This window comes from Paenibacillus piscarius (genome assembly GCF_022234545.1).
Lineage (GTDB): Bacteria > Bacillota > Bacilli > Paenibacillales > Paenibacillaceae > Paenibacillus_AQ > Paenibacillus_AQ piscarius.
This window is the reverse complement of the sequence record NZ_JAIEUI010000003.1, coordinates 503,971-528,393: the sequence shown is the minus strand read 5'-3', so window position 1 is coordinate 528,393 and position 24,423 is coordinate 503,971. Positions and strand designations below refer to the sequence as shown.

Sequence of the window (24,423 nt, the reverse complement as noted above, 5' to 3'; positions counted from 1 at the left end):
TTGATCGTCTTTGTCTTCGTTTAGAGAACGACCGACTTACTGAATAATTCTAGTTCAACTTATATAGCAAAAAAGACGATCCGGCAACCGTTAACGGTTCATGCGGATCGTCTTATTAATACTGTATACGCGCTTATGCCCGCTGTGATTTCGCCAGGTTCGGCTTCGGCTGTCCGCCTTCCGCTTCTTCCGTCTTCAGGAAGTCCGGCTGCGGTGAGGTCTTGCGGATGAACAAGGCCAGCACCAGGGCAGCCACCGTCACCCAGGTCGCCACCGCGAAGGCATGCGTAATCCCGTTAATGGTCGCGTCTTGCGTCAGCTTCAGCATCGCTGCCTTGTCGCTCTTCGAGACCGCACCGCTCACCAGGGCATCTGTGATGGTGCTCTTCGTGCGGTTGGTCATCAGGCTGACGAACAGCGCCATCCCCAGTGCACCGCCAACTGTACGCAGAGTGTTGGACATGGCCGTACCGTGGGAAGCGAGACGCTGCGGCAGCTGGTTCAGGCCGGCCGTTACGATCGGCATCATCAGCATGGACATGCCGAACATCCGCGCCGTGTAGGTCAGAATCAGATGGGTATAAGTGGTATCTGTGCTGATCCGGCTGAATTCCCAGGTGGTTACGGTGGTGATAGCCAGACCGATGACGGCCAGCCATCTGGCTCCGATTTTATCGAAGATAATCCCCGTAATCGGCGACATAATGCCCATCAGCACCGCACCCGGCAGCAGCATCAGTCCGGATTCCATCGGCGTAAAGCCGCGGATCGTCTGCAGATAGATCGGCAGCAGAATCATACCGGCATACATAGCCATCGTCACGATGATGTTGATTACAGTCGTGAGGGAGAACATGTTGTAACGGAAAATGCGGAATTCCAGCAGCGGCTTATCGGTGGTCAGCTCCCGCCAGACGAACAGCGCGAGGGAGACCACACCCAGGATGAGACAGAGAACCACAGTCGTGCTGCCCCAGCCGTCCGTTCCGGCATCGCTGAAGCCGTAGAGCAGCCCGCCGAAGCCCAGGGTCGACAGGATAACGCCGGGCTTATCCAGCCGCGGGGAAGTCAGCTTGCCAACATTCTGCATCGTCTTCATGCCAAGCAGCATCGAGAAGATCGCCAGCGGGAGCACGATATAGAACAGCACGCGCCAGGAGTAGTTCTGAACCACCCAGCCGGACAGGGTAGGCCCGACAGCAGGGGCAAAAATCATCGCAACCGCCATCAGCCCCATGGCCTTGCCGCGCTCTTCAATCGGGAAGATACGCAGGAACACAATGTTCATCAGCGGCATCAGAATCCCGGCGCCCACGGCCTGAATGACTCTTCCGACCATTATCATCTCGAAGCCTGTTCCGATCGCACAGACCAGCGTACCTATGGAGAATAGCATCATTGCCGTTGTAAAGAGCTGGCGGGTTGTAAACTTCTCCACCAGATAGGCGCTGACCGGCACCAGCACCCCGTTCACCAGCATGAAGCCGGTGGTCAGCCATTGGGCTGTATTGGCGAGGATATTAAGGTCCTCCATCATTTTGGGCAGCGCCACGTTCATCAGTGTCTGATTGAGCAGCGCCACGAAGGCGCCGATCAGCAGTGCGGCGATAATCGGTCCTCTGCGGACCGTCTTGGACGTTGCAGGGCCAGCAGTTATTGTACTCATAGCTTCTTGTTGTCTCTCCCTTGTTCTAGAATTCGGATAATTTCACCATGCAGCCGCAGCAGCTCCTGTGCATCCTCTGCGGGAAGCTCAGCCAGAGGCTGCACATGCCGCCGGAATGACTGTCTGCTGAGCTCACGGATTTCCTTGCCCTTCTCGGTCATGGCCAGCTTGAAGCTGCGTCTGTCGCTCTGCGAGCGTTCCCGGGTAATCAGTCCGGCCTTCACCATCCGGTCCACCACCCCGCTGGCCGCGCTGTTGCCCAGATGCAGCAGATCAGCAAGCTCCGTGATGCCGACATCAGGATGCATCGCCAGCTTACGCAGCACCATGAGCTGGGTTGAGGTAATATTAAGCTCTTCCGCATACTTCCACAGAAGCTGCTGGAAGTTATGGGTGATGCAGCGGAAAGAGGACAGAATATCGTCCAGCTGTTTTTCCTTTTCCTCCAAGCCTATCTCCCTCCACAAGCAGGATATTACTTCGTATACGAACTATTTACTTCGCATGCGAACTATTTTACTATTTACCTATTTAACCGTCAACAATGAATTGCAGAAATTTTCTGAAAAAATACGGAAAGAAGGCATGAAAATGAACCAGGAACAGCGGAATCACTGGAACGGGCAGCATAAAAAATTATCAGAGATCATTGTGAGACCTGAAGCGCATGCGGAAGCGGTCACGATTTTCCTTGCGCTGCATGCTGCCCTGTACGCTTCAGAAGACAGCTGCAGAGAGCCGGCAACGTATGAGGATTACTTGTGGGATCAGCTGCTGGAGCCGACCGTGCGCAGCTATCCTGTGAAGACTCCCGGCAGCCGTAACTCCATCGCCTGGCATCTATGGCACAGCGCACGGATTGAGGATATTACCATGAACCTGCTGGTTGCGGACCGTGAGCAGGTGCTGCATTCCGCTCAGTATGCCCGGAAGCTGGAGGTCCCTTTCATTCATTCAGGCAACGGGATGAGTGAGCAGGATATCGCCGCCCTTAGCGGGATGGTGAATCTGCAGGCACTCGCCGCGTACCGGCGGGCTGTCGCAGAGAGAACCCGTTCCGTCATTTCCGAGCTGGAGCCGGGACAATTCGCAGCCAAGGCCAGTGCGTCACAATTCAGCAGAATCAGGGAGGAGCAGGCTGTTCTGGATACGGAGCAGTGGCTGCTTGATTATTGGGCCGGCAAGACGACCGCCGGTCTGGTACTGATGCCGGCCACCCGGCATCCGTTTGTCCATCTGAACAAAGCGATGCGCGTAAAGGAGAAGCTGCAGAAGCAGAAGTAATTCGGGCTTAGGCTTGCTAGACCGCTACATCAAAAAAGCGGGCCGGCGTATTGACCGGTCCGCTATATTTATACCTATCCCTGGCAGCCGACACTGCCTGCCAGCGCCGGGGGCGGCGGTATCAGCTCCTCTGCGGCCTGCCTCCCGCTGGTCAGGCCGCTGGCAATCGACATCATCAGTTTGATGCGGTTGGCCTGGTTCACCACGCTGACTCCGGCATCATAGTCGATGGCCACGATGTTCGCGCCCGGATACAGATCCTTCAGCCCCTTAATCATCCCGCGCCCGGTAATATGGTTCGGCAGGCAGGCGAACGGCTGGATGCAGGCGATATTATTTACTCCGTTATCCAGCAGATCCATCATCTCTGCGGTGAGGAACCAGCCTTCACCCATCTGGTTGCCGACAGATACGAGCCGGCCCGCCTTCTCGGCCAAGCCGTAGATATTCTCCCGGCCCTTGGACAGGCCTGCCTGCTCCAGCGCCACTTTAACCGGCTTGCGGTAGATTTCGAGATAGGAGATCAGCATGGGGTTGATGTAGCCCAGGCGTTTGCTTTTGCCGAATTGCTCGGCCTTGTAGATCGGATTGTAGACACAATAGAAGATGAAATCCAGGAAGTCCGGCATCACCGCCTCCCCGCCTTCCGCCTCAATCATGTCGATAATCCGGTTATTGGCGTCGGGATGGAACTTGATCAGAATCTCCCCGACAATGCCGACCTTGGGCTTCTCCGCCTGGATTACCGGCAGCCGTGAGAATTCCGCCACAATCTCGCGCATCAGCCGCTTATATTCGCGGAAGGAGAAGGTCGACAGGCTGCTCTTGCAGCGCTCCATGCCTTGACGGAACAATGCTTCGGCACCTCCCGGAACAGCTTCATATGGCCGGAAACGGTGCAGCAGCCGCATCATCAGATCCCCGTAGCACGCCGCGGCAATCAGGCGGTTCGCCAGCTTCAGGCTGATGCGGAAGCCCGGCTGGTTCTCCAGCCCGGAGGCATTCAGCGAGATGACCGGAATCTGCCCCAGACCGGCATCCTTCAACGCCTTGCGCAGCAGGGAGATATAGTTGGTCGCCCGGCAGCCCCCTCCGGTCTGCGACATAATGACCGCGGTGCGGTCTGGGTCATAATCTCCGCTTTTCAGGGCAGACAGCATCTGACCGATCGTTACAATCGCCGGATAACAAGCATCATTATTGACATACCGGAGACCCTCCTCCGTCTCTTGCGGGCCGGTCGACTCCAGAATCTTCAGCCGGTAGCCGGCATCCTGGAACACCCGCTCGAACAGCTCGAAGTGAATCGGCGACATCTGCGGGGCGAGTATGGTGTAGGTGTCCTTCATTTCCTTCGTGAACGGAACACCGGGCTGCGGCTTGTAGAGCAATTGCGGCCTCACTTCGCCCTTCTCGCGCTCGCGCATCGCCGCCTGCAGGGAGCGCAGACGGATACGCGCGGCCCCAAGATTGCTGATCTCGTCGATTTTGATGAGTGTGTAGACCTTGTTGTGCCGCTCCATAATCTCCTGGACCGCATCGCAGGTAATCGCATCGATTCCGCAGCCGAAGGAGGTCAGCTGGACCAGCTCCAGATCATCCCTTGAAGCCGCCAGCCGGGCCGCACGATACATCCGCGCATGGTAGGTCCATTGGTTCACTACCCCCACATCTCCTTCACTGCGGTCCAGATGGCAGATGGAATCCTCGGTCAGCACCGCCAGCCCCATCCCGGTAATCATATCGGCAATTCCGTGGTTGATCTCCGGGTCGGCATGATACGGATGCCCGCACAGCAGAATCCCCTTCGTGCCGGTCTCCGAGAGGAAGACCAAGGTCTCCTCGCCCTTGGTACGCACATCATTCTTCGCCTGGTCCGCCTCCGCCAGCCCGGCCTGCACCGCAGCCGTAATCTCTTCCTTCGGCACCTCCGGGAACGTCCTCGCCAGCACCCGGGTCAGGGCCGGAATATCATCGAAGGTCAGGAACGGGCTGATCAGCGGCACCCCCTGCTCCTTCAGCCCGTCCATATTATTGCGGATTACCTCGGGATACGAAGCGACGACCGGACAATTGAAATGATTCTGGGCCGCGTCATCCTCCTTCTTCTCGTAGACTACCGCCGGGTAAAAGATAAAGTCCACGCCCTGCCCGATCAGCTGCTGTACATGCCCGTGCGCCATCTTCGCCGGATAGCAGATGGACTCGGAAGGAATGGTATCCATGCCGCTCTCATACAGCTTCTTGCTTGATTTCGGGGACAGCACCGTCCGGTACCGGAGCACAGTGAAAAAGGTGTGCCAGAACGGATAATTCTCGAACATATTCATCGTGCGCGGAATGCCGACCGTCCCCCGTGCCGCCGCCACCTCAGGCAAGCCTTCATAAGCGAAGAACCGTTCATATTTATACTGCATCAGGTTCGGCAGGTTGTTCTTCTCCTTCTTGCCGCCTGCTCCGCGCTCACAGCGGTTCCCCGTTACATGGAAGCTTTTGTCCGGGAAGCGGCTGATCGTCAGCGCACAGTTGTTGGCACAGCGGCTGCAGCGGCCGGGGGCAACCGTGTAGCGGAAGCTCTCCAGCTCCTCCGGTCCGAGAATCGTGCTGACCGCTCCTTCTGAAGCAGCCTGCTCTCTGGCGATCAGCGCACAGCCGTAGGCTCCCATCACACCGGCAATATCCGGTCTGACCACCGTCCGCCCCGTCAAGAGCTCAAAGGCACGCAGCACAGCTTCATTATAGAAGGTACCGCCCTGGACAATGATGTTCCGGCCCAGATCCTCGGGATTGCGGATCTTGATGACCTTCTGCAGCGCATTCTTCACCACGGAATAAGCCAGTCCGGCCGAGAGATCGGCCAGCGTCGCCCCTTCCTTCTGGACCTGCTTCACCTTGGAGTTCATGAACACGGTGCAGCGGGAGCCGAGATTGACCGGCTTCCCCGCTTCGAGCGCCGCAGCGGCGAATTCCCCAATACCAAGCTCCAGTGCGGACGCGAAGCTCTCCAGGAAGGAGCCGCAGCCGGCCGAGCAGGCTTCATTCAGCATCAGGCTGTCGATGGCCCCGCCCCGGATCTTGATGCACTTCATATCCTGGCCGCCGATATCAAGGATGAAATCCACCTCCGGCATGAACCGTGAGGCCGCCTTATAATGGGCCACCGTCTCAACCTCGCCGCCGTCCAGCCGCAGGGCAGCCTTGACCAGCCCCTCGCCGTAACCGGTTGCGTAAGCTCCTGCGATGTAACAGCCAGCGGACAGAATCCGGTAGATTTCCTTCAGCGCATCCGTGACCGACTGCAGCGGATTGCCCTTGTTGCTTCCGTAGAAGGTATGCAGAATCTCGTCTGATGCGCCGGTTACGACCAGCTTGGTGGTTGTTGAGCCGGCATCTATGCCGAGATAGACCGGTCCCTGATAGCATGACAGCTCTGCGCGCGGCGCGGTGGCCGCGCGGTGGCGGAGTCTGAACGCTGCCAGCTCATCAGGCTGCGCGAACAGCGGGGGCAGCTCGGCATCCTCCGCCCGGTCCAGCGAGAAGTCCACCGCCGCGATGCGGGAGATCCAGCCGGAGAGCGGCAGGAACAGGGGCTCAGCCTCTGCCAGGGCTGAGCCGATGGCCACGAAGTATTGCGAGTGCTCCGGGAACAGCACCTCGCCCTCCGTAAGCCCGAGCGTCTCCGTGAACCGGTCGCGGAGCGCGGACAGGAAGGTCAGCGGTCCGCCCAGGAACGCGACACGGCCGCGGATCGGCCGGCCGCAGGCGAGCCCGCTGATCGTCTGGTTCACGATGCTCTGGAAGATCGAGGCGGCCACATCCTCGCGGCGCGCCCCTTCATTCAGCAGCGGCTGCACATCGCTCTTCGCGAACACGCCGCAGCGTGAAGCAATCGGATAGATCCGTTCATGCTTCACGGCCAATTCGTTCAGACCCGCCGGGTCGGTCTGCAGCAGCGAGGCCATCTGATCGATGAACGCTCCGGTGCCGCCGGCACAGGCCGTGTTCATCCGCTGCTCTACCCCGCCGCTGAGATAGATGATCTTGGCATCCTCTCCGCCCAGCTCAATCGCCGTATCACACTGCGGAATTCGCTCACTGATCGCTCTCGTGCAGGCAATGACCTCCTGGACAAACGGAATCTCCCCCAGCTTGGATAAGGACAAGCCGGAGGAGCCGCTTACCGTCAGCGCAGCTTCGCTGTCCGGGAATCTCTGCTGCACCTCTGACAGGAGGGTGACAGCCGCTTTTTTGATATCGCTGAAATGACGCACATAATCCTGATATATAATGGTACCCTGCTCCATAACGACCAATTTGGCTGTAGTGGAACCGACGTCTAGCCCGATACGCAGTATTTTCATGCTATCCCCCATACCTTGCTCCAAATTTGAAGTAATATGAGGCAACTATATCATGAGAGCGCCTGACCCAGGCTGTTAGAAATGTAACAGACAAATGCAATTAATTCCCAGCATACTGATTATTTCACGATTTGTTCCAATGCTGCGTCCACATGGCCCTTCACGCGGACCTTGCGCCACTCGGCCTGCAGAATTCCGTCCTCATCAATCAGGAAGGTGGAGCGGACGATGCCCATGAATTCTTTGCCGTAGAGCTTCTTCTGCTGCCATACGCCGAACAGCTCGCTGACCTTGTGCTCTTCATCTGACAGCAGCGGAAACGGCAGACTGTGCTTCGTGCTGAATTTGTTGTGTGACGCTATAGGATCGGTGCTGATGCCAAGGACCACAGCTCCGTATGCGGACAGGGTATCATGGGCATCGCGGAAATCACAAGCCTCCTGTGTACAGGCCGGTGTATTATCCTTAGGATAGAAATAGAGCAGCACCTTCCTGCCGCGGTATTCGCTTAAGCGAATCTCCCGTCCGGTGGACGCGGGGAGCGTGAAGTCGGGGACCTCCTGGCCGATGGTAATATTCATGTACAATCCACTCCTTGCCGATATAGTTGGTGAACCTGAAATTGACGCGTCTTCCCAAAAGAAATTATAATGTAGAGACTGTGAACCGGAAAGGACGAACGAAATGCCACCTAGAAAGAACCGGCACGCAAAGGCCGGCAAGTCAAAGAAGAAAACGCTGCTCTGGACTCTGGCAATCTTCCTCCTTCTAATTATAGGAGGTCTGGTTTATTATTTCACTGCAATCTACAACCAGCTCGATAATCTGCACAAGACAGGCGACGATTCTCCGTTTGCGAGTGTGCCCACACCCTCGGCGGAGGCGGTTAAGCCCCCTGAATGGGAAGGCACAGAGCCGGTCAACATCCTGCTGATGGGCGTGGATGCCCGCGGGGTGAAGAAGGGCGAGGTTCCGCGTTCGGATACGATGCTGGTGGCCTCTCTGGACCCGGTGAAGAAGAAGTTCTATGTCTTCTCTATTCTGCGCGATACGTATGTGGATATCCCTGACCACGGGACCCAGCGGATCAATGCCGCCATTACCTACGGACCCAACACGGCGATGCAGACGGTGAGCGACCTGCTCGGCATCCCGATTCAATATTATGTCTATACCGATTTCCAGGGCTTCATTAAGCTGGTGGATGCGGTAGGCGGTGTGGACTATGAGGTCGAGAAGGACATGAAGTACACCACCAAGGCAGACGGGCCGGAATACGACATTGATCTCAAAAAAGGCTTCCAGCACCTGGACGGCAAAATGGCGCTGCAATATGTGCGCTTCCGCCACGATGCCACCTCCGATTTCACCCGGACGGAGCGCCAGCGCGGATTCCTTAAAGCGGTGGCGGACAAGGTGATCAGCACCACCTCGATCATCAAGCTCCCGAATATTCTCGGTCAGGTCACGCCTTATATTGACACGAACCTTGACGTTAACGACATGTGGAAGCTGGCAACGGTAGGTTATGACAGCTCTATGGGCGGCAGTGCGCAGATCCCGCCGATGAAGCTGATCCGGGAGAAGACCCTCAAGGACGGCTCCCAGGTGATCGGCTTCAGCAGCGAGAAGGCACTGAAGAAGTTCGTAGAGGATACACTCACTGCACCAGAACCTTCGCCAACTCCTGGAGCAGAGGCTTCACCGGGCAGCAGTCCTTCAGCATCACCGGAAACAAAGTAACATCCAATATAACCATGCTTGGCACACGGGGCGGGCGGACAGCGGGAATGAACCGCGGTTCGCCCTTTCCCTTGGGCACAAGCCAATAAGAAAGGAACATATCCTATGAACCGTAGTACATCAGAACAGCTATACCAGGAAGCGCTCCAGCATATCGTCGGAGGGGTGAACAGCCCTTCCCGCTCCTTCAAGGCCGTGGGCGGCGGCGCCCCCGTCTTCATGAGACACGCCGGGGGCTCGCGCTTCTGGGACGAGGACGGCAATGAATATATTGATTATCTGGCCGCCTATGGCCCGATTATTACCGGACATGCCCACCCGCATATCACCGCTGCCATTACAGAGGCTGCACAGAACGGGCTGCTCTACGGTACGCCAACCCAGCTTGAGATCAAGCTGGCCAAGATGCTGAAGGAAGCCATTCCGTCCATGGACAAGGTACGCTTCGTTAACTCCGGCACCGAGGCTGTTATGACGACCATCCGCGTCGCCCGCGCTTACACCAAGCGCAGTAAGATCATCAAGTTCGCCGGCTGTTATCATGGCCACTCCGACCTGGTGCTGGTAGCAGCAGGCTCTGGTCCATCTACACTAGGCATCCCGGACAGTGCAGGTGTTCCGGCCAGCATTGCCCAGGAGGTCATCACCGTTCCGTTCAATGATCTGGATGCCCTGCGAGAAGCATTGGAGAAGTGGGGCCAGGATGTCGCTGCCGTAATGGTTGAGCCGATTGTCGGCAACTTCGGAATGGTCATGCCGCTGCCCGGCTTCCTGGAAGGTCTGTGCAAGCTGACGCATGAGAACGGCTCCCTGGTCATCTATGATGAGGTTATTACCGCCTTCCGTTTCCATTATGGCTCCACCCAGACCTATGCAGGTCTTGCGAATCATGAGGAGATCATCCCCGACCTGACCGCTCTGGGCAAAATCATCGGCGGCGGGCTGCCCATCGGTGCCTACGGCGGACGGAAGCATGTCATGGAGCAGGTGGCTCCGCTCGGTCCGGCTTACCAGGCCGGCACGATGGCCGGCAACCCTGCCTCCATCTCCGCCGGTATTGCCTGCCTGGAGGTGCTTAGCGCCGAAGGCGTCTACGACGAGATGGAACGGCTGGCGGTCCGCCTGACCGAAGGGCTGCAGGCTTCCGCTGACCGCCACGGCATTCCGCTGACCATCAACCGGATTCGCGGCGCCTTCTCGACGCACTTCTGCAGCCACCCGGTCACGAATTATGAAGAAGCGCAGGATACCGACGGCGAACTGTTCGCCAGCTTCTTCCGCCATATGCTCAGCCGGGGGATCAATCTGGCTCCGTCCAAATATGAGGCCTGGTTCCTGACCACCGCCCACACAGACGCCGATATCGATCTGACGCTGGAAGCAGCCGAAGCCTCCTTCGCAGCGATGGCAGCGGAGAAGTAGTCCGTCACTAGCAATGTTCAATACGCTAATGATAGACTTATGCGGACAGAGAGGACGCTATTGTATGCAAAAATCCGGTTTTCACTCCTACTGCGGACTCAGAGGCTCTTAACCCTGTCTTTTCAGCTAAGAGAGACTTGAAAATAATGAAATAACGGCCTCTGTGTCCGCCTAGCCTGGGAATTAGCAATATTCCTCTGAATAAGAGCCTCCCAGTCCAGCACGCAGAATTGCATAACAATAAGGGGGTGTCTCAACAGCCATACACATGGCCTGAGGCACCCCCTTATTCATCATTTAAAATCGCTTGGCCCTCTGCTACTTCCCCTTCTGCTCATACAGGCTGCGGATCTCCACGTCCTGCGGCAGCTTGAACGGGTTCTGCTGGTTAATCCGGTCATAGAACATGATGCCGTCCAGATGGTCCATCTCATGCTGGATCACAATGGCCTGGTACCCCTTGAACCGCTGGGTGATGACCTGGCCGTCCAGGTCGAAGCCCCGTACCTTCACCGACTCGTAGCGGGGCACGAACCCGTGTACGGGCCGGTCCACGGACAGGCAGCCCTCGCTCTCCGGCAGATACACCATGGCCATGGAATGGCTGATGATCTTGGGATTGACCCAGGTGTACTCGACCTTCCTGCCGTTCTCGTCCGTCAGATACATCACGAACATCCGCTGGGGCAGCCCAATCTGATTGGCGGATAAGCCCACCCCAGACCGCAGCTTATACTTGGCAGCCGTCTCCTCATCCTGGCTGTTCTTCAGGAACTGCATCATACATTGCAGCGCCTCGCGGTCCGACTGCTGCAGCGGGAGCTGCACAGGTTCGGCCACAGTACGGAGCACCGGGTCCCCTTCACGTACAATATCATCCATCACGAGGATATAATCTTTTGTAAATTTGGCGTTCGGCAACTGCGTTCATCCACCTTTTCTATATAGGCCTGAGTTAGTGTTTCATTATAGATAGCGTATGCGGGATTATGGATTAATGAAAGCTGTCCGCAGCTTAGCGCTGTAGTTCACATCGAAGCCAAGCCCCGTAGCCAGCGCAGCCAGCGGAAGATAGGTTTTATCCTCTTTGCCGACCTTGTGCAGGAATGCCGGGGTATCCAGCGCCACCTCAGCACCGTTCACCTTCATCGTGTTCGCCCCGATCGTAATCACTACCGTTCTTCCGCCGTAGGTGACGGTTGCGCTGGAGGTCTTGTTATCCCATTTCCCCTGTGCACCGACTGCGTTCAGAATATCCCTCAAGGCCAGGAAATTCTGCCCGTTCTTCAGCACCGGCTTATTAGGCGTATTCAGCTCCGTCCCCTTCACCACGATGGACATTGGCGCAGCCGCGCCTGAAGCCGTTGCAGGGACTGCGGGTGTCCGGTATTCCCCCCATTGCAGTCCGGCGAACACCTTAGCAATCTGTTCATAGCCAAGCTGTTTCGGGTGAAAATCGGCAGCACCTGCCCCGATGATATGGGTAAGTGACCCCTCCTGACCGGCAAATGCAGCCGCAACATGGGCAATCTTCACAGGAGCCCCCGCCTGGTTAAGCGATGCCGCAATCTGATCAGCGGCTGTAGTGAATTGCGCCGCGGCATTCATCAGCTTGTCATACGAAGCGCCCAAGGCAATCCGCGGAGCCGGCTGATACTGATCGGCCAGCAGGATGGTTGCCTGCGGATTGACCGCCCGGATATTCTGCAGCGCTGCGGTTACATTGCTGCTGTACTCCGTAAGACGCTCAGCGAGCTGAGCGGCGAAGTCGGTATCCGTCAGCGTCTTGTAATTCAGGAACAGGCTGCTGACATCATTGCCGCCAATCGTCAGGGTGATCAGGTCGGCAGCGGCAAGCTCCGCCTTGATCTGCGGAACAGCTGCAGCGAACTGGGCAATTCGCGGATCGGGCAGCCCGGGCTGGATCGCCTCTGCGTCCACAGCCGTTCCTTCCTGGATCGCCTTAGTGTACTGAAGCAGGCCTGATGTTTTCAAGCCCAGAATCCCGTAATTGCTAAGCTCCGTTCTGCCATGGTACCAGCCCTGCTCCAACAACCGCTCAGCATAGCCGTAAGGCTTCACGCCCGGATCGGTCATCCCCGGCTCATACCCGGCAGTGATCGAATCTCCAAGTGCCACGATGCGAAAGACATCCTGTGCCGCCCCTTGTGCGGCTTCCGCTGATGCCGCAGCCGCCGGTACTTGAATTAATGCGGCCAATAGCAGCAGCCCGCCTGCAGCGGCTGATGTAAATCTTCTCCATGTCTTCAGCATCGTATTCCTCCTAAATTAGTATAATTCCATTCTAACACCCCGCCCCGCTGCGCAAAAGAGCGGCTTCCCGGTAAACCCGGAAAACCGCTCTGTTCTGAGCCCGCCCGCAGGCAGTCCAGCCTATTGCTCCTCGTGATCGGATAAATCCGACTTCTCCCGGCCGCTGCCGGCCGGCTTGCCGCCTGGTTGTCCGGCCCGCTTCATATACTTATCGTACCGGTCATCCAGCTCATAGGCTATCTTACGGTAACGAAGTGTTTCTTCCACAATGGGATCTAGGGTGGTCTGAATGCGGATCTCGTACTTGGGCGAAATCTGGCGGAGCTCCTTGGCCTTCCGGTCAGCCTGCTCCATCTCGCCTTCTACCAGCAGCTCGCTTAATTTCCGTTCCAAATCGTCATTCTCGTTCATAACCCTTCATGCCCTCCTATTGCTTCTTGAAGCCTGTTGCCTCCGCTGCCTGCAGCGAGGCTACCAGATAATCATGAATCTTGCCGTTGCTTGCCACGACATGGCGTGTGCCGATATCGTAAGGGTTCCCCAGCGTATCCGTAACCTTGCCGCCGGATTCCAGCACCAGCAGCACGCCTGCCGCGCAGTCCCACGGGCTAAGCCCGACCTCCCAGTATCCGTCCACACGGCCGACGGCTACATAAGCCAGATGCAGGGCTGCCGAGCCTCCGGCACGGATGCCGCGCACCTGCGGCAGAATCTGCTGCAGCCCGGCCAGATTGGCCGGCTGGGCAATCAGCCGGTCAGGCGGGAAGCCCATGGCAATCAGGCTGCTGCCCGGCTCTTCTTCCGCCGACACAGCTGCCCGGATGCCGTGCATATATGCGCCCTTGCCCTTCTCGGCCACGAACATCTCGTCCCGAATCGGGTCATAGATAACCCCTACCGTAAGCTCTCCCTTGACCACCAGTGCAATCGACACACAGTAGAAAGGGAAGCCGTGCACGAAATTGGTGGTGCCGTCGATCGGATCGACAATCCACAGATAGTCATGCTCACGCGCCTCCTCCAGGGCGGCGGTGACGGCCTCAGCTCCGGGCTGAACCCCTTCTTCCCCAAGGATGGCATGGTCCGGATAGTGGGTCAGGATCAGCCGGCGGATCATTTGCTCCACCCCTTTGTCCACCTCGGTAACCAGGTCCTGGGCCGAGGTCTTGCTGCCCAGCTCCTTCACCTGGCCTTGTCTGGTCTTGATCCATTCCCCCGCTTTGGCGGCCGCATTGATGGCTACCGCCGTATGTCCCTTGCTTGTAACCACATAGGGCTCCCGTTCATTTCGGTTATCAGGACTTACAGGACTCATCTCTTCACTCCGCTTTCTTTGAACATGTCGTTCTCCCATGGAACGCTGTTTCTAGCAGTACGCCTAATTCTCCGGCTGCTCAACTTGCATTCAACGTACCTTATTTAGGCCGACTTATCAAGTCACAACCGGCGCAGTTAAACGGCCTAACTGTCAAGTTTTTTGCCGGTTATGGTTCTATATTCACGCTCGCTCCGTTTCGTACCATAATTCCGTTCCCGCCCGCAGCTAGTCCCTGCAGCTCCTCCATCAGGCCGAACAGAGCCCCATCCTTAAGCTTCGCTTCAATCATGACATCCACGGCCGGCGTGTCAGCGGCGATCCGCTTCAGGAAGGCAAGCAGCGGGGCCAGCTCCACCCCGTCGGCATGGCTGCGCGGGTCAGACGGGCTGCGCGGACTGGACACATGAATCTTCGGCGGCAGCGGCTCACCGGGCTGGGCATCCTTCTGGGCCAGAGCGCTTGTCCACGTCTTCTGAATCTCCGGCCACAGCTCCCAGGGAAGCTCACCTTCATTGTTCACCCATTGATGGTGGATATCCAGCACCATCGGAAGCTCCAGCCTGCGGCAGACCTCAAGTGTCTCCACAGCATTGAACGTCTTGTCGTCATTCTCCAGCGTCATCCGCTCCCGGAGGGCAAGCGGCAGCGCTGCGCACTGCTCGCAGAAGCGCGCGGCTGACGCAGGCTTGTCCCCGTAGGCTCCGCCAATATGGATATTGTTCTTGGCGGTGGCGGGCAGCCCCATGGCCTCCAGCATGTCCACATGATGCTGCAGATCACGGACCGAGCTGGCAAGTACCTCAGGACGCGGCGTACTCAGTACAGTGAAGTGATCCGGGTGGAAGCTGACGCGCATCCCGTGGCGCTTCACATAGCTGCCCACTTCAGCGAATTCCGCGGCAAGATCAGCTAGCGGATGCCAGTCCGCCAAGTCCGGATGGGTCGCCAGCGGAACCAGCTTGGAGGTCATCCGGTAGACCTCAATATCCGAGCCGGTATTATGCTTCAGCAGGCGGAGCGTATTGTGCAGATTCATCCGGGCAATCGATTCCAGCTTGCGCAGTGCCGCCTCCCGGTCACCCAGCTTGCTGAAGCTTGCCATCGTCATCGTTTTGGAGGGAGAACAGTCCTTGATTACTGTAGACATAGCCACATAACCGAAGCGGACAATCATCCCTCATCCCCGAAGAACATCTCATAGGCCAGGGCCGTCTGGATGCGTGATTCTTCCTCATTCAGCTTGCGGACCAGATCCATCTCCACCGCCGTTACCTCATGGCCCTGGAAGTTGATTTCAGCAATCGATGCGGAGATCTTGACAATCGCCACCGCCACATTATCCAGGTTATAGGCGATGACCTTCTGGCCGGTCGGATAGACACGGAAGCCCTGCTTCACCATTTTGGTACGTCCGTACTCCAGCAGCTCATACAGCTCCTGCTCATTCTTGAACTTGCATACCGAATTGAATTCTGTCTGAAATCCCATTTGACCTCGCTCCTTCCCGGCCGGAATGCTCCCGCCGATCACCGTGTATTATTCATTATCGTATTTGAGTCCCTGTCTGAACCGGTAACGCTCCAGCGCAAGCCTGATCATGCGGTCCAGCAGCGCCCGGTAGGATACACCGGTCTCACGCCACAGCAGCGGATACATGCTGAACGGGGTGAAGCCCGGCATCGTGTTCACTTCATTAATCAGAATCTTGCCGTCAGACTTCCGCAGGAAGAAGTCGGCCCGGGTAATCCCGCTGCCCTCAATGGCCTTGAAGGCCACAATTGCCGATTCCCGCAGGTGGTCAGCCACCTCAGGATCCACTGGTGCCGGAATCAGCATCTGCGATTTGCCGTCGGTGTACTTGGCCGCATAATCATAATATTCACCGGAAGAGACAATTTCACCCGGAACTGAAGCTTCCGGCTCCTCATTGCCCAGCACCGCGACCTCTACCTCACGGGCATCGATGAATTCCTCAATGATTACCTTCGTATCATAGCGGAAGGCATGGTCCACCGCCTTGATCAGGCTTTCTTTGTCTGAGGCCTTGGAGATGCCCACGCTGGAGCCCAGGTTGGCCGGCTTGACGAATACCGGATACCCCAGCTTATCCTCCACGCCGACAATCAGCTCATGACTGCGCTGCTTCCAGTTCGCCGCATTGAAGTAACAGTATTCACACTGATCCAGCCCGGCCTCGCCGAACAGCTTCTTCATGACCACCTTATCCATGCCCGCCGAGGAGGCCAGCACGCCTGCGCCGATGTACGGGATATTCGCCATCTCGAACAGCCCCTGAATGGTGCCGTCCTCTCCGTTCGTGCCATGCAGCAGAGGGAACATCACATCAATGATCGCCTCGCCGCCGCTGAGTCCGCTGAACACAGCGTTCAGTGCGGTCCCCATATCTCCGGAGGCCTCAGTGAGCTTAAGCTGCTCAATCGCAGTGAAGGGAGCCTCAAGCGCTGCCCCCACCTTCCATACGCCCCGCTTGGAAATATAGAACGGAACAATCTCATATTTATCGTAGTCAAAAGCGTTCATAACCGCAAAAGCCGTCTGCAGCGATACCTCATGCTCCCCGGATTTGCCGCCGTACACCAATCCTACGGTAGTCTTAGCGTTTCCCATGCCCTAACCTCTTTCCGAATTATAAGTAGTCATTAATATGAAAAAAACGATAAGCCGTCCGGTCCGTCCAGGCATAGGAATCCTTATAGTCCCAGTAGCGGTGGCGGCTGCTGACGGTCCGGGCATTCACCAGCGGCATGCCGCCTGCATCGAAGGCAGTGACAACTGTGCTGTGCTGGTAATGTCCGTTGCCGTCCCAGTCATACTGGATAACATCGCCCAGCTGCAGCTGATCGGGACGCTCGACGAGCTCGGCGCGCAGACCGCTCTGGCGGCTTCCGCTCAAATAGCGCTGCAGACTGTCCGAGACCGCCCAGCTGAAGCTCCACCATTCCTGGGCACCGTTGTAGCCCTTGTACCACCAGCCCGTTTCTCTTTTACCAGTATAGTGGATAGGCGCTCCCCCTGCAAAGAGACATTGGGAGACATAATTGGTGCAGTCCACCTCAAAAATCTCGAACTCCGGGTTCCCGTCCTTCCACCAGCGGTCGGCATACGCCGCAGCCTCCTCCCGGCGGTAGCGCACCGCGCTCTCCCGCCCGGCCCCGCCCAGGACACGCCGGTTCAGCAGCGGCTGGGACGGACGCGGGGACGGCAGCACCTCGCCCCACTGCGAGAGCCGCAGCGCCGGCTCGCTCTCCACCACCTTGCGCACTCCGCTGCGCTCAGGCACACGGTGCTCCACGGTCACAATCTCCCATCCGCCCTTCTCGCGCACGAAGGTCAGGCGCTCCGATTCCACCACATCCTCGCGGTGAGTCATTCCGCCCTTCTCATAGTAGAAGGCGCTGTGAAGCGCCACATCGGCAACGACCTCGGCCGGGTTCTGCCGTACGGTACGTACGGTCCTGACGCCGGTCTCGCCGCGCAGCGGAGTAATGCCCCGCCGTCTGTACCACTCTGCAATCCGCCGGGAGCGTTCCTGCTGCTCCTCCACGAACCGCAGGTCCCTGATCGTGGTATGGCGCGGCCCGGACCCGGGGGCAACCCGCCCCTTGTTCAGCTGATCCACATAGACATAGAGACTTTTTTTCCATTGCTGCTCCATTTCATACTCCGCCCTTTCGTTGCCGTTTTGGCTGCTGTCCTATATATATGAAGGATTTCATGCACCTATACAGCACAGCGTCGATTTAACTCTGCGGAGGAGCAGCCTTACAGCGATTTCTGCTGCGGCAAACCTCACATCCTGAAGTAAAAAAAACTTTACTCCCCCCCTTGTAAACGTTATACTTAAAAGTATAGGAATTATGAAATGTAGTTTCATCAGATGAAACGAGGAGGCGCATATATGCCAAGCAAGGATCATTTCTCACTGGCCAAGAATCTGACATCAGGCGGCAAGAACTATCGCTACTATCATTTGAATTCGCTGGAAGAGCAAGGCGCAGGCGATATTTCCTCCCTGCCTTTCTCCATTAAAGTACTGCTTGAGGCGGCTGTCCGCCAGTACGATGGACGGGCGATTACTGAAGAGCACGTGAAGCAGCTGGCCAACTGGTCGGGCGGTATTGACCGCAATAAGGAAATTCCGTTCATCCCTGCCCGGATTGTCCTGCAGGACTTCACCGGCGTCCCCGTGGTTGTCGATCTGGCAGCGATGCGCGACACCGTTAAGAAGGCGGGCGGCGATCCGAAGAAGATTAACCCGCTCGTGCCGGTTGACCTGGTTATTGACCACTCCGTTATGGTCGATGCATTCGGAACAGCCGATGCGCTGGATTATAACATGAACGTGGAATTCGAGCGCAACGAGGAGCGCTACCGCTTCCTGCGCTGGGCGCAGACCGCCTTCAATAACTTCCGTGCGGTGCCTCCGGCTACAGGAATCGTGCATCAGGTGAACCTGGAGTATCTGGCCTCTGTAGCGGCCACTAAGACCGTTGACGGCGAGACTGTGGTCTACCCGGATTCACTTGTCGGAACAGACTCTCACACTACGATGATTAACGGCCTTGGCGTAGTGGGCTGGGGGGTCGGCGGGATTGAAGCGGAAGCAGGCATGCTCGGACAGCCGCTCTATTTCGTTACCCCGGATGTCATCGGCTTCAAGCTTACCGGCAGCCTGATCGAAGGTGCTACGGCAACTGACCTGGCTCTTACTGTAACCCAGATGCTGCGCAAGAAGGGCGTTGTCGGCAAATTCGTCGAATTCTACGGTCCCGGACTGGCTAACATCAGTCTGGCGGACCGCGCAACGGTTGCCAACATGGCGCCGGAGTACGGTGCAACGATCGGCTTCTTCCCGGTGGATGACGAGACGCTGGCCTATCTGCGCAGCACCGGACGCCCGGATGAGCTGGTGGAGCTGGTCGGCGACTATTACAAGGCTCAGGGCATGTTCCGCACCGCAGATACTCCGGACCCTGTATTCACGGATACCATTGAGCTGGATCTGGCTTCTGTGGTTCCGAGCCTTGCCGGACCGAAGCGTCCGCAGGACCGGGTAGAGCTGACCCATATGAAAGAGGACTTCAACGGAATTATCCGCACCCCTATCGATAAAGGAGGCTACGGCCTCAGCGATGAGAAGATCGCCGAAACCGTGGAAGTGCAGCATAAGAACGGCACAACCAGCAAGATGTCCGCCGGAGCGGTCGTCATTGCAGCGATCACCAGCTGTACGAATACCTCCAACCCGAGCGTTATGCTGGGCGCTGGGCTGCTGGCCAAGAAGGCTGTAGAGCGCGGCCTGACCAAACCAGGCTATGTCAAAAGCAGTCTGACCCCCGGCTCCCTGGTGGTGACAGAATATCTGCAGAAGGCCGATCTGCTGAAGCCGCTGGAGGCACTGGGCTTCTATCTGGCCGGTTACGGCTGCGCTACCTGTATCGGCAACTCCGGCCCGCTGCCGGATGAAGTCAGCGAAGCCATTACAGAACATGATATGACAGTTGCTGCTGTAATATCCGGGAACCGCAACTTCGAGGGCCGTGTCCATGCCCAGGTCAAAGCCAACTACTTGGCTTCACCGCCGCTGGTGGTCGCCTATGCCCTTGCCGGCACGGTGAATATTGACCTGAAGACCGAGCCGCTGGGCTATGACCCGCAGGGCGAGCCTGTCTTCCTGGCTGACATCTGGCCGACATCCGCCGAGATCCGTGAAGCAATCGGACTCTCCCTGAGTCCGGAAATGTTCCGCCGTAAATACGAGAATGTCTTCACCGCCAATGAACGCTGGAATAACATTCCTGTACCGGAAGGCGAGCTGTATGAATGGGACAGCAACTCCACATACATTCAGAATCCGCCATTCTTCGAGCATCTGGCAGACGGTGTAAGCGACATTAAGGACATCAGGAGCTCCCGTGTGCTTGCACTGCTGGGCGATTCGGTCACTACAGACCATATCTCACCGGCCGGTAACATCTCTACCTCAGGCCCAGCCGGAGAATATCTGCGGGGTCATGGCGTGGAACGTGCTGACTTCAACTCCTACGGCTCGCGCCGCGGGAACCATGAAGTGATGATGCGCGGAACCTTCGCCAACATCCGTATCCGCAATGCAGTGGCTCCAGGCACAGAAGGCGGCGTAACCACCTTCCTGCCGAGCGATGAGGTCATGTCGATCTATGACGCCTCTATGCTGTACCAGTCTGCCGGGCAGAATCTGATCGTTATCGCCGGTAAAGAATACGGCACCGGCAGCTCCCGTGACTGGGCAGCCAAGGGAACGCTGCTGCTGGGCGTCAAAGCCGTTATCGCCGAGAGCTTCGAGCGGATTCACCGCAGCAATCTTGTCGGCATGGGTGTACTGCCGCTGCAATTCCAGGAAGGCTATGGCTGGAGCAGCATGGGCCTGACCGGACGCGAGACCTTCGACATTACCGGCCTCGACAATAACGTACAGCCTGGACAGGAACTGACGGTTACAGCTACCCGCGAAGACGGCACCCAGTTCGAGTTCCCGGTCACTGCCCGTCTGGACAGCAGCGTGGACATCGACTACTACCGTAACGGCGGCATTCTGCAGACCGTACTCCGCCAGATGCTGGCTGATGCGACCGCTTCAGAATCGGCTCTGCCGGTGGAATAAGCCTGCCTGAATACAAAAGCTGCGCGAAATCAGAGTTCATCCTGATTCCGCGCAGCTTTTTTGGGTGCAGCAAGAGCTTATTTGACCGACAGCAGGCTTGTTGTAATGAAATCGAGCTGCTTCTCCAGGGAGATCGGATCATTAAACGTGTCAGCAGCAGGGTTGAGCTGGAATACATGTCCTGATTTCACAGCCGGAAGCCCCTTCCACAGCGCATTGTCATAGACAGCCTTCGGGTCAGAAGTATCCCCGGACCATGGACAGGTGAAGATAATATCGCCGGCAAAGTCCGGCAGCTTCTCAAGGGAGATGGAAGCCCAGCCGGTTCCGCTGTCTATCGCTTCCTTCTGCGCTTCCGCCGGAGCCTTCAGGCCGAACTCCCCGTACAGAATCTCGCCGCCCCGGCCATAGTTATGCCCGAAGACATACAATCCCTTGGCATATGGATTCAGGATGGATACCGTCTTATTGCCGACAGCAGCCTGTACCTGCGGCTTCAGCCCGGCGATCCGGGCTTCCCACTGCTCAACCCAGGCCTTGGCCTCCTCATTCTTGTTCAGAAGCTTGCCGTAGTCAAGCATCTGATCCTTATAATTCTTGGCCCCATATTGAATCTGCACCACAGGCGCAATCTCCTTCAGCTTGTCAACGCCTTCCGTGCCGGTGTACACAATAATCAGATCAGGGTCCAGCGACAGAATATTCTCCGGGGTGACATCATTACCAAGCGCTTCTGCGCCTACAAGCATGTCTGCAAGATACGGGCTGGCCTTAGCCCCCTCCATGACCCCTACGGGCTCCACACCCAGCGCCAGGAGATAGCCTGTGTAAAAGGCTGTGGTGTCCACGATTCTCTGCGGGTTCTTAGGCACCTGAACCTCCCCGGCTCCATCCTGGAAGGTGACCATCTCCGCGTCATCAGAGCTTCCGGCTGCAGCCGATGTTGCAGCAGGGGCTGAAGAAGCCTCCGGCGCCGGGGCATTGGCTGCCGCACCGGAGCCCCCTCCGGAGTTATTCGACTGGCCGCAAGCGGCAAGCAGCAGAGCCATAACTAAGCTGAAGACCAACAAGACAAGACTTCGTTTATTGTTGCGCAAGATAATCCCCCTATGTAGTATGTATGATATTGATAATCATTATCATTTATGATGATAACATAGAGTTTGCCGGCTGGCAACATAAACTAAGGGGCTGTCCCCAAAGTGACAGCCCCTTAGTTATGGGAATTAGGTATGCGGAAAACAACATACATTTTGCCTGATGCGCAGGTAACTGCTCCAGCATAAAGAGCCGGCCCAGGCAGCCGTTTCATGGCTTCTGGGACAGCTCCCGTTCAGTTCTTGCTCCGGCATAACGCGTCAAAGGATTGGCCCCTGAATATCAGGAGATCTCAATACGCTCGGAGTCGAAAATTCGTTTGTAGACCAGTGCAATGATCTGGGAGCGGTCGGTGACATCCATCTTATTGAAGATGCGGCTAAGATGATTCTTGACCGTGTGCTCGCTGATGAACAGAGTACTGGCAATCTCCTTATTCGTCTTGCCCAGAATAATTAATTCCAGTACCTCTTCCTCACGCGGCGAGATGCCCCACTCCTCCTTGGGCGTCTTCAGCGCTGCACTGTTCAATAGCTTCACCGCTGACAGGCTTCTTCTAACCGGCTGAGCCTCTGCGCGGCTGCGCAGGAAGGACTGGAAGGCCTCGCGCGGCTCACTGTACAGCTCTTCCGGCATGTAGTTATCCAGCAGGAAGCGGGAGAAATCCAGCCACACCGGGTCGGAGTCCTGCAGCTGCTCCTTATCGGCGCCCTGGCCTGTATGATGAAGCGCCAGCGCCAGCAGCTGGGCCGGTACGGACACAGCCGGCTTATTAATATCGAAGTAGAACGATGTAAATTGGTCTACCTGCTTCAAGAGGGCAATCTCTTCCTGGTAGAATCCATATCTGAGCAGGAAGTCCAGCTTGAACGGGGCCAGCAGACCAGCCGTTCTCATCTGCTCGCTCTCTCTCTCCGGCAGACCGGTATAGCGGGCCAGCTCATACGCCATGGATGAAGCCTCCGCCGACAGGCGGTGCAGCTCCGGATGGCTGCTGTGCAGATAATGATGGGTATGCTCCAGGAAGACCGCCGCCTGCTTCGTATGCCTGTTATCCTTCTCAATCAGGCGGATCGCTGTGCTGGCCAGGCTGGCCAGACAGCCGGCAAAGACCAGCCACTCTTCCGCCTCACTGCGCTGTCTGAAGCCGACTGACAGGATGCCTTTGAACATTTTATCGGCAATGAGCGGGCACTCCAGAAGAACCTGGCCTTCCGCCTCCCCGTTAATGATCGTGGAGGAGAGAAAGGATTGTGCCGAATAGCGGCTGCGGAGATCCTGGACGTACAGCGCGGCCTCCTCCGGTCTCCACCCCTTGGCGGACTGTGAGTCCTCCTGTACCTCCTCGAAGAACACCAGCACGGAGGAAGGCGAGAACGGCATCCCCATAATCATATCCAGCAGCCTTACGCCCAGCTCCTGAAGCGAGGCCGTCTGCGGCAGCTGCCTGGCCGCTTCCTTCAGCCGCAGGGTGGCTTCGCTGCGGAGTGCTTCACGCTGCACCAGCCGCTCCCCGCGCAGTGATAGAGACAACAGCGCTGCAACGCTCTGCTCATGCTGCGCATAATCCTGCACCTGGCGTGTGCCGCTGAAGCCTACGGCCAGGAGCAGCGCTCTGCGGCCGCCGTTAATCTTCACCGGATAACATGACAAATACTCCGGCTGCGAGATTCCGCGCTGGGTGAAGAAGACTGCTCTAGGATCCTTGGCCGCGTTCTGCCAATGCCGGGGCTCGCTGCCGAGCACCGCCTGTCCCAGGAAGCCGTCTCCCTGCTGGAACTCGGCATTCATAAGCAGGCGGGCCTCTCTGCCCGCGGAATAGCCCACCTTGAACTTGCCGGCCTCTCCCTCCTGGGCGAAGGCATACAGCTCCGCACCGGAGAGCGAGCCGGCCATATGCTGCAGCACAACCTCAATCTGCAGGAACTCGTCCTCCAGATTGGTTAGCAGCTGGGAGATAATCTGTCCGCTCCGCTGGGCCAGCGGCTTAAGCACAGCGCCGGCCAGCAGCTTCGAGAGTATATTGCCGAGCACCGCCAGCTTCGCCCTGATCCTGCTGATTCCGTCCCGGTCCAGCTCGGGCATGGCTGACACCTCAGCCCGCAGCCACTCATATTGCGGGTGGTTCCGCATCTTGGCCTCGAATGCCCGCAGCACCAGCTCCCGGGCGCCTTCCTCCATATACAGGCCGGACCACAGATAGTAGGTCTGCCCATAATCGGGGACCAGCGGATTGACAACATATTTCAGGCCGGGGACCCATTCCTCAAGTACAGCGGGATACGTCAAGGGCCCCATTCGCAGCAGCGTAGGCTCGAACGGCCGCTCTGTACCCTGTAAAGACATGAACAGCTTCTGATAGAATATTCCGGAAAGCGTTGGGCGGGTAACTACATTCCCTGCCTGATCCGTAAGCACAATAGCTTGGCCTGTAACCGAGCCAAACGTATCCTGGAGCTCTTGAATTTCTCCCATCAGTGAATTGGGTATAACAGCCTTCATCCCCTCACCTCATGCTCTGGATTCCTTTTGGTTCTTCATTAATAATTTGAAGTAATATGATTAATGATAGTTCATTTTGACTAGATATACA

At 57.3% G+C, this 24,423-nt stretch carries 18 protein-coding genes; 4 read left to right on the top strand and 14 right to left on the bottom strand.

The annotated features are described in order from the left end of the window. Positions 1-133: 133 nt before the first annotated feature. Together K1558_RS08360 and K1558_RS08355 are read right to left on the bottom strand one after the other, a co-directional pair. On the bottom strand, positions 134-1,666 hold the full coding sequence (locus K1558_RS08360) for a DHA2 family efflux MFS transporter permease subunit (protein ID WP_238650957.1): 1,533 nt from the start codon (positions 1,664-1,666) through the stop codon (positions 134-136). Continuing rightward, positions 1,663-2,115, bottom strand: a complete 453-nt coding sequence (locus K1558_RS08355) for a MarR family winged helix-turn-helix transcriptional regulator (RefSeq protein WP_238650956.1) — start codon at positions 2,113-2,115, stop codon at positions 1,663-1,665. The genes K1558_RS08360 and K1558_RS08355 overlap by 4 nt, the downstream gene beginning before the upstream one ends. A 142-nt stretch (positions 2,116-2,257) precedes the next feature. Between K1558_RS08355 and K1558_RS08350 the strand changes: the two genes are divergently transcribed. After that, positions 2,258-2,950, top strand: a complete 693-nt coding sequence (locus K1558_RS08350) for a DinB family protein (protein ID WP_238650955.1) — start codon at positions 2,258-2,260, stop codon at positions 2,948-2,950. A gap of 74 nt (positions 2,951-3,024) precedes the next feature. Here K1558_RS08350 and K1558_RS08345 read toward each other — a convergent pair whose 3' ends face one another. Beyond that, complete coding sequence (locus tag K1558_RS08345) at positions 3,025-7,305, bottom strand: acyl-CoA dehydratase activase-related protein (protein ID WP_238650986.1); 4,281 nt, start codon at positions 7,303-7,305, stop codon at positions 3,025-3,027. 125 nt (positions 7,306-7,430) lie between these two features. Continuing rightward, complete coding sequence (gene bcp / locus K1558_RS08340; RefSeq protein ID WP_238650954.1) at positions 7,431-7,892, bottom strand: thioredoxin-dependent thiol peroxidase; 462 nt, start codon at positions 7,890-7,892, stop codon at positions 7,431-7,433. A gap of 103 nt (positions 7,893-7,995) precedes the next feature. Between bcp and K1558_RS08335 the strand changes: the two genes are divergently transcribed. Together K1558_RS08335 and K1558_RS08330 are read left to right on the top strand one after the other, a co-directional pair. After that, a complete protein-coding gene (locus K1558_RS08335; RefSeq protein WP_238650952.1) occupies positions 7,996-9,054 on the top strand; it encodes an LCP family protein in 1,059 nt (352 codons plus the stop codon). A gap of 105 nt (positions 9,055-9,159) precedes the next feature. After that, positions 9,160-10,476: a glutamate-1-semialdehyde 2,1-aminomutase gene (locus tag K1558_RS08330; RefSeq protein WP_238650951.1), complete on the top strand. Its 1,317-nt coding sequence runs from the start codon at positions 9,160-9,162 to the stop codon at positions 10,474-10,476. A gap of 318 nt (positions 10,477-10,794) precedes the next feature. On the opposite strand, the gene def is transcribed toward K1558_RS08330, so the two are convergent. The 8 genes from def to K1558_RS08290 form a co-directional block, all read right to left on the bottom strand. Continuing rightward, positions 10,795-11,358 (bottom strand): peptide deformylase, encoded by a 564-nt coding sequence (gene def / locus K1558_RS08325; protein ID WP_238650984.1) that lies wholly within the window; start codon positions 11,356-11,358, stop codon positions 10,795-10,797. A gap of 105 nt (positions 11,359-11,463) precedes the next feature. Further along, positions 11,464-12,750 (bottom strand): stalk domain-containing protein, encoded by a 1,287-nt coding sequence (locus tag K1558_RS08320; protein ID WP_238650950.1) that lies wholly within the window; start codon positions 12,748-12,750, stop codon positions 11,464-11,466. Between the two features lie 120 nt (positions 12,751-12,870). Next, the gene (locus K1558_RS08315) at positions 12,871-13,161 is read right to left on the bottom strand and encodes a hypothetical protein (protein WP_238650949.1); all 291 of its coding nucleotides are present in this window, start codon (positions 13,159-13,161) and stop codon (positions 12,871-12,873) included. Between the two features lie 16 nt (positions 13,162-13,177). Then, entirely contained in the window at positions 13,178-14,065 is an 888-nt protein-coding gene (locus K1558_RS08310; RefSeq protein WP_238650948.1) for an inositol monophosphatase family protein, read from the bottom strand. Positions 14,066-14,234: 169 nt separating this feature from the next. Further along, entirely contained in the window at positions 14,235-15,242 is a 1,008-nt protein-coding gene (gene uvsE, locus K1558_RS08305) for a UV DNA damage repair endonuclease UvsE (RefSeq protein ID WP_238650947.1), read from the bottom strand. Then, a complete protein-coding gene (locus tag K1558_RS08300; RefSeq protein WP_238650945.1) occupies positions 15,239-15,556 on the bottom strand; it encodes a hypothetical protein in 318 nt (105 codons plus the stop codon). The genes uvsE and K1558_RS08300 overlap by 4 nt, the downstream gene beginning before the upstream one ends. 48 nt (positions 15,557-15,604) lie before the next feature. Beyond that, positions 15,605-16,696: a D-alanine--D-alanine ligase gene (locus tag K1558_RS08295; protein ID WP_238650943.1), complete on the bottom strand. Its 1,092-nt coding sequence runs from the start codon at positions 16,694-16,696 to the stop codon at positions 15,605-15,607. Between the two features lie 19 nt (positions 16,697-16,715). Further along, positions 16,716-17,744, bottom strand: coding sequence for an amidase domain-containing protein (locus tag K1558_RS08290; protein WP_238650942.1), 1,029 nt, complete (start codon positions 17,742-17,744; stop codon positions 16,716-16,718). A 243-nt stretch (positions 17,745-17,987) separates the two neighbouring features. Here K1558_RS08290 and acnA point away from each other — a divergent pair, with 243 nt between their 5' ends. Further along, positions 17,988-20,732, top strand: a complete 2,745-nt coding sequence (gene acnA / locus K1558_RS08285) for an aconitate hydratase AcnA (RefSeq protein WP_238650941.1) — start codon at positions 17,988-17,990, stop codon at positions 20,730-20,732. 77 nt (positions 20,733-20,809) lie between these two features. On the opposite strand, the gene K1558_RS08280 is transcribed toward acnA, so the two are convergent. Both K1558_RS08280 and K1558_RS33165 read right to left on the bottom strand, forming a co-directional pair. Next, on the bottom strand, positions 20,810-21,829 hold the full coding sequence (locus tag K1558_RS08280; RefSeq protein WP_238650940.1) for an ABC transporter substrate-binding protein: 1,020 nt from the start codon (positions 21,827-21,829) through the stop codon (positions 20,810-20,812). Positions 21,830-22,112: 283 nt separating this feature from the next. Next, the gene (locus K1558_RS33165) at positions 22,113-24,332 is read right to left on the bottom strand and encodes a helix-turn-helix transcriptional regulator (RefSeq protein WP_420800417.1); all 2,220 of its coding nucleotides are present in this window, start codon (positions 24,330-24,332) and stop codon (positions 22,113-22,115) included. Positions 24,333-24,423: the final 91 nt, after the last annotated feature.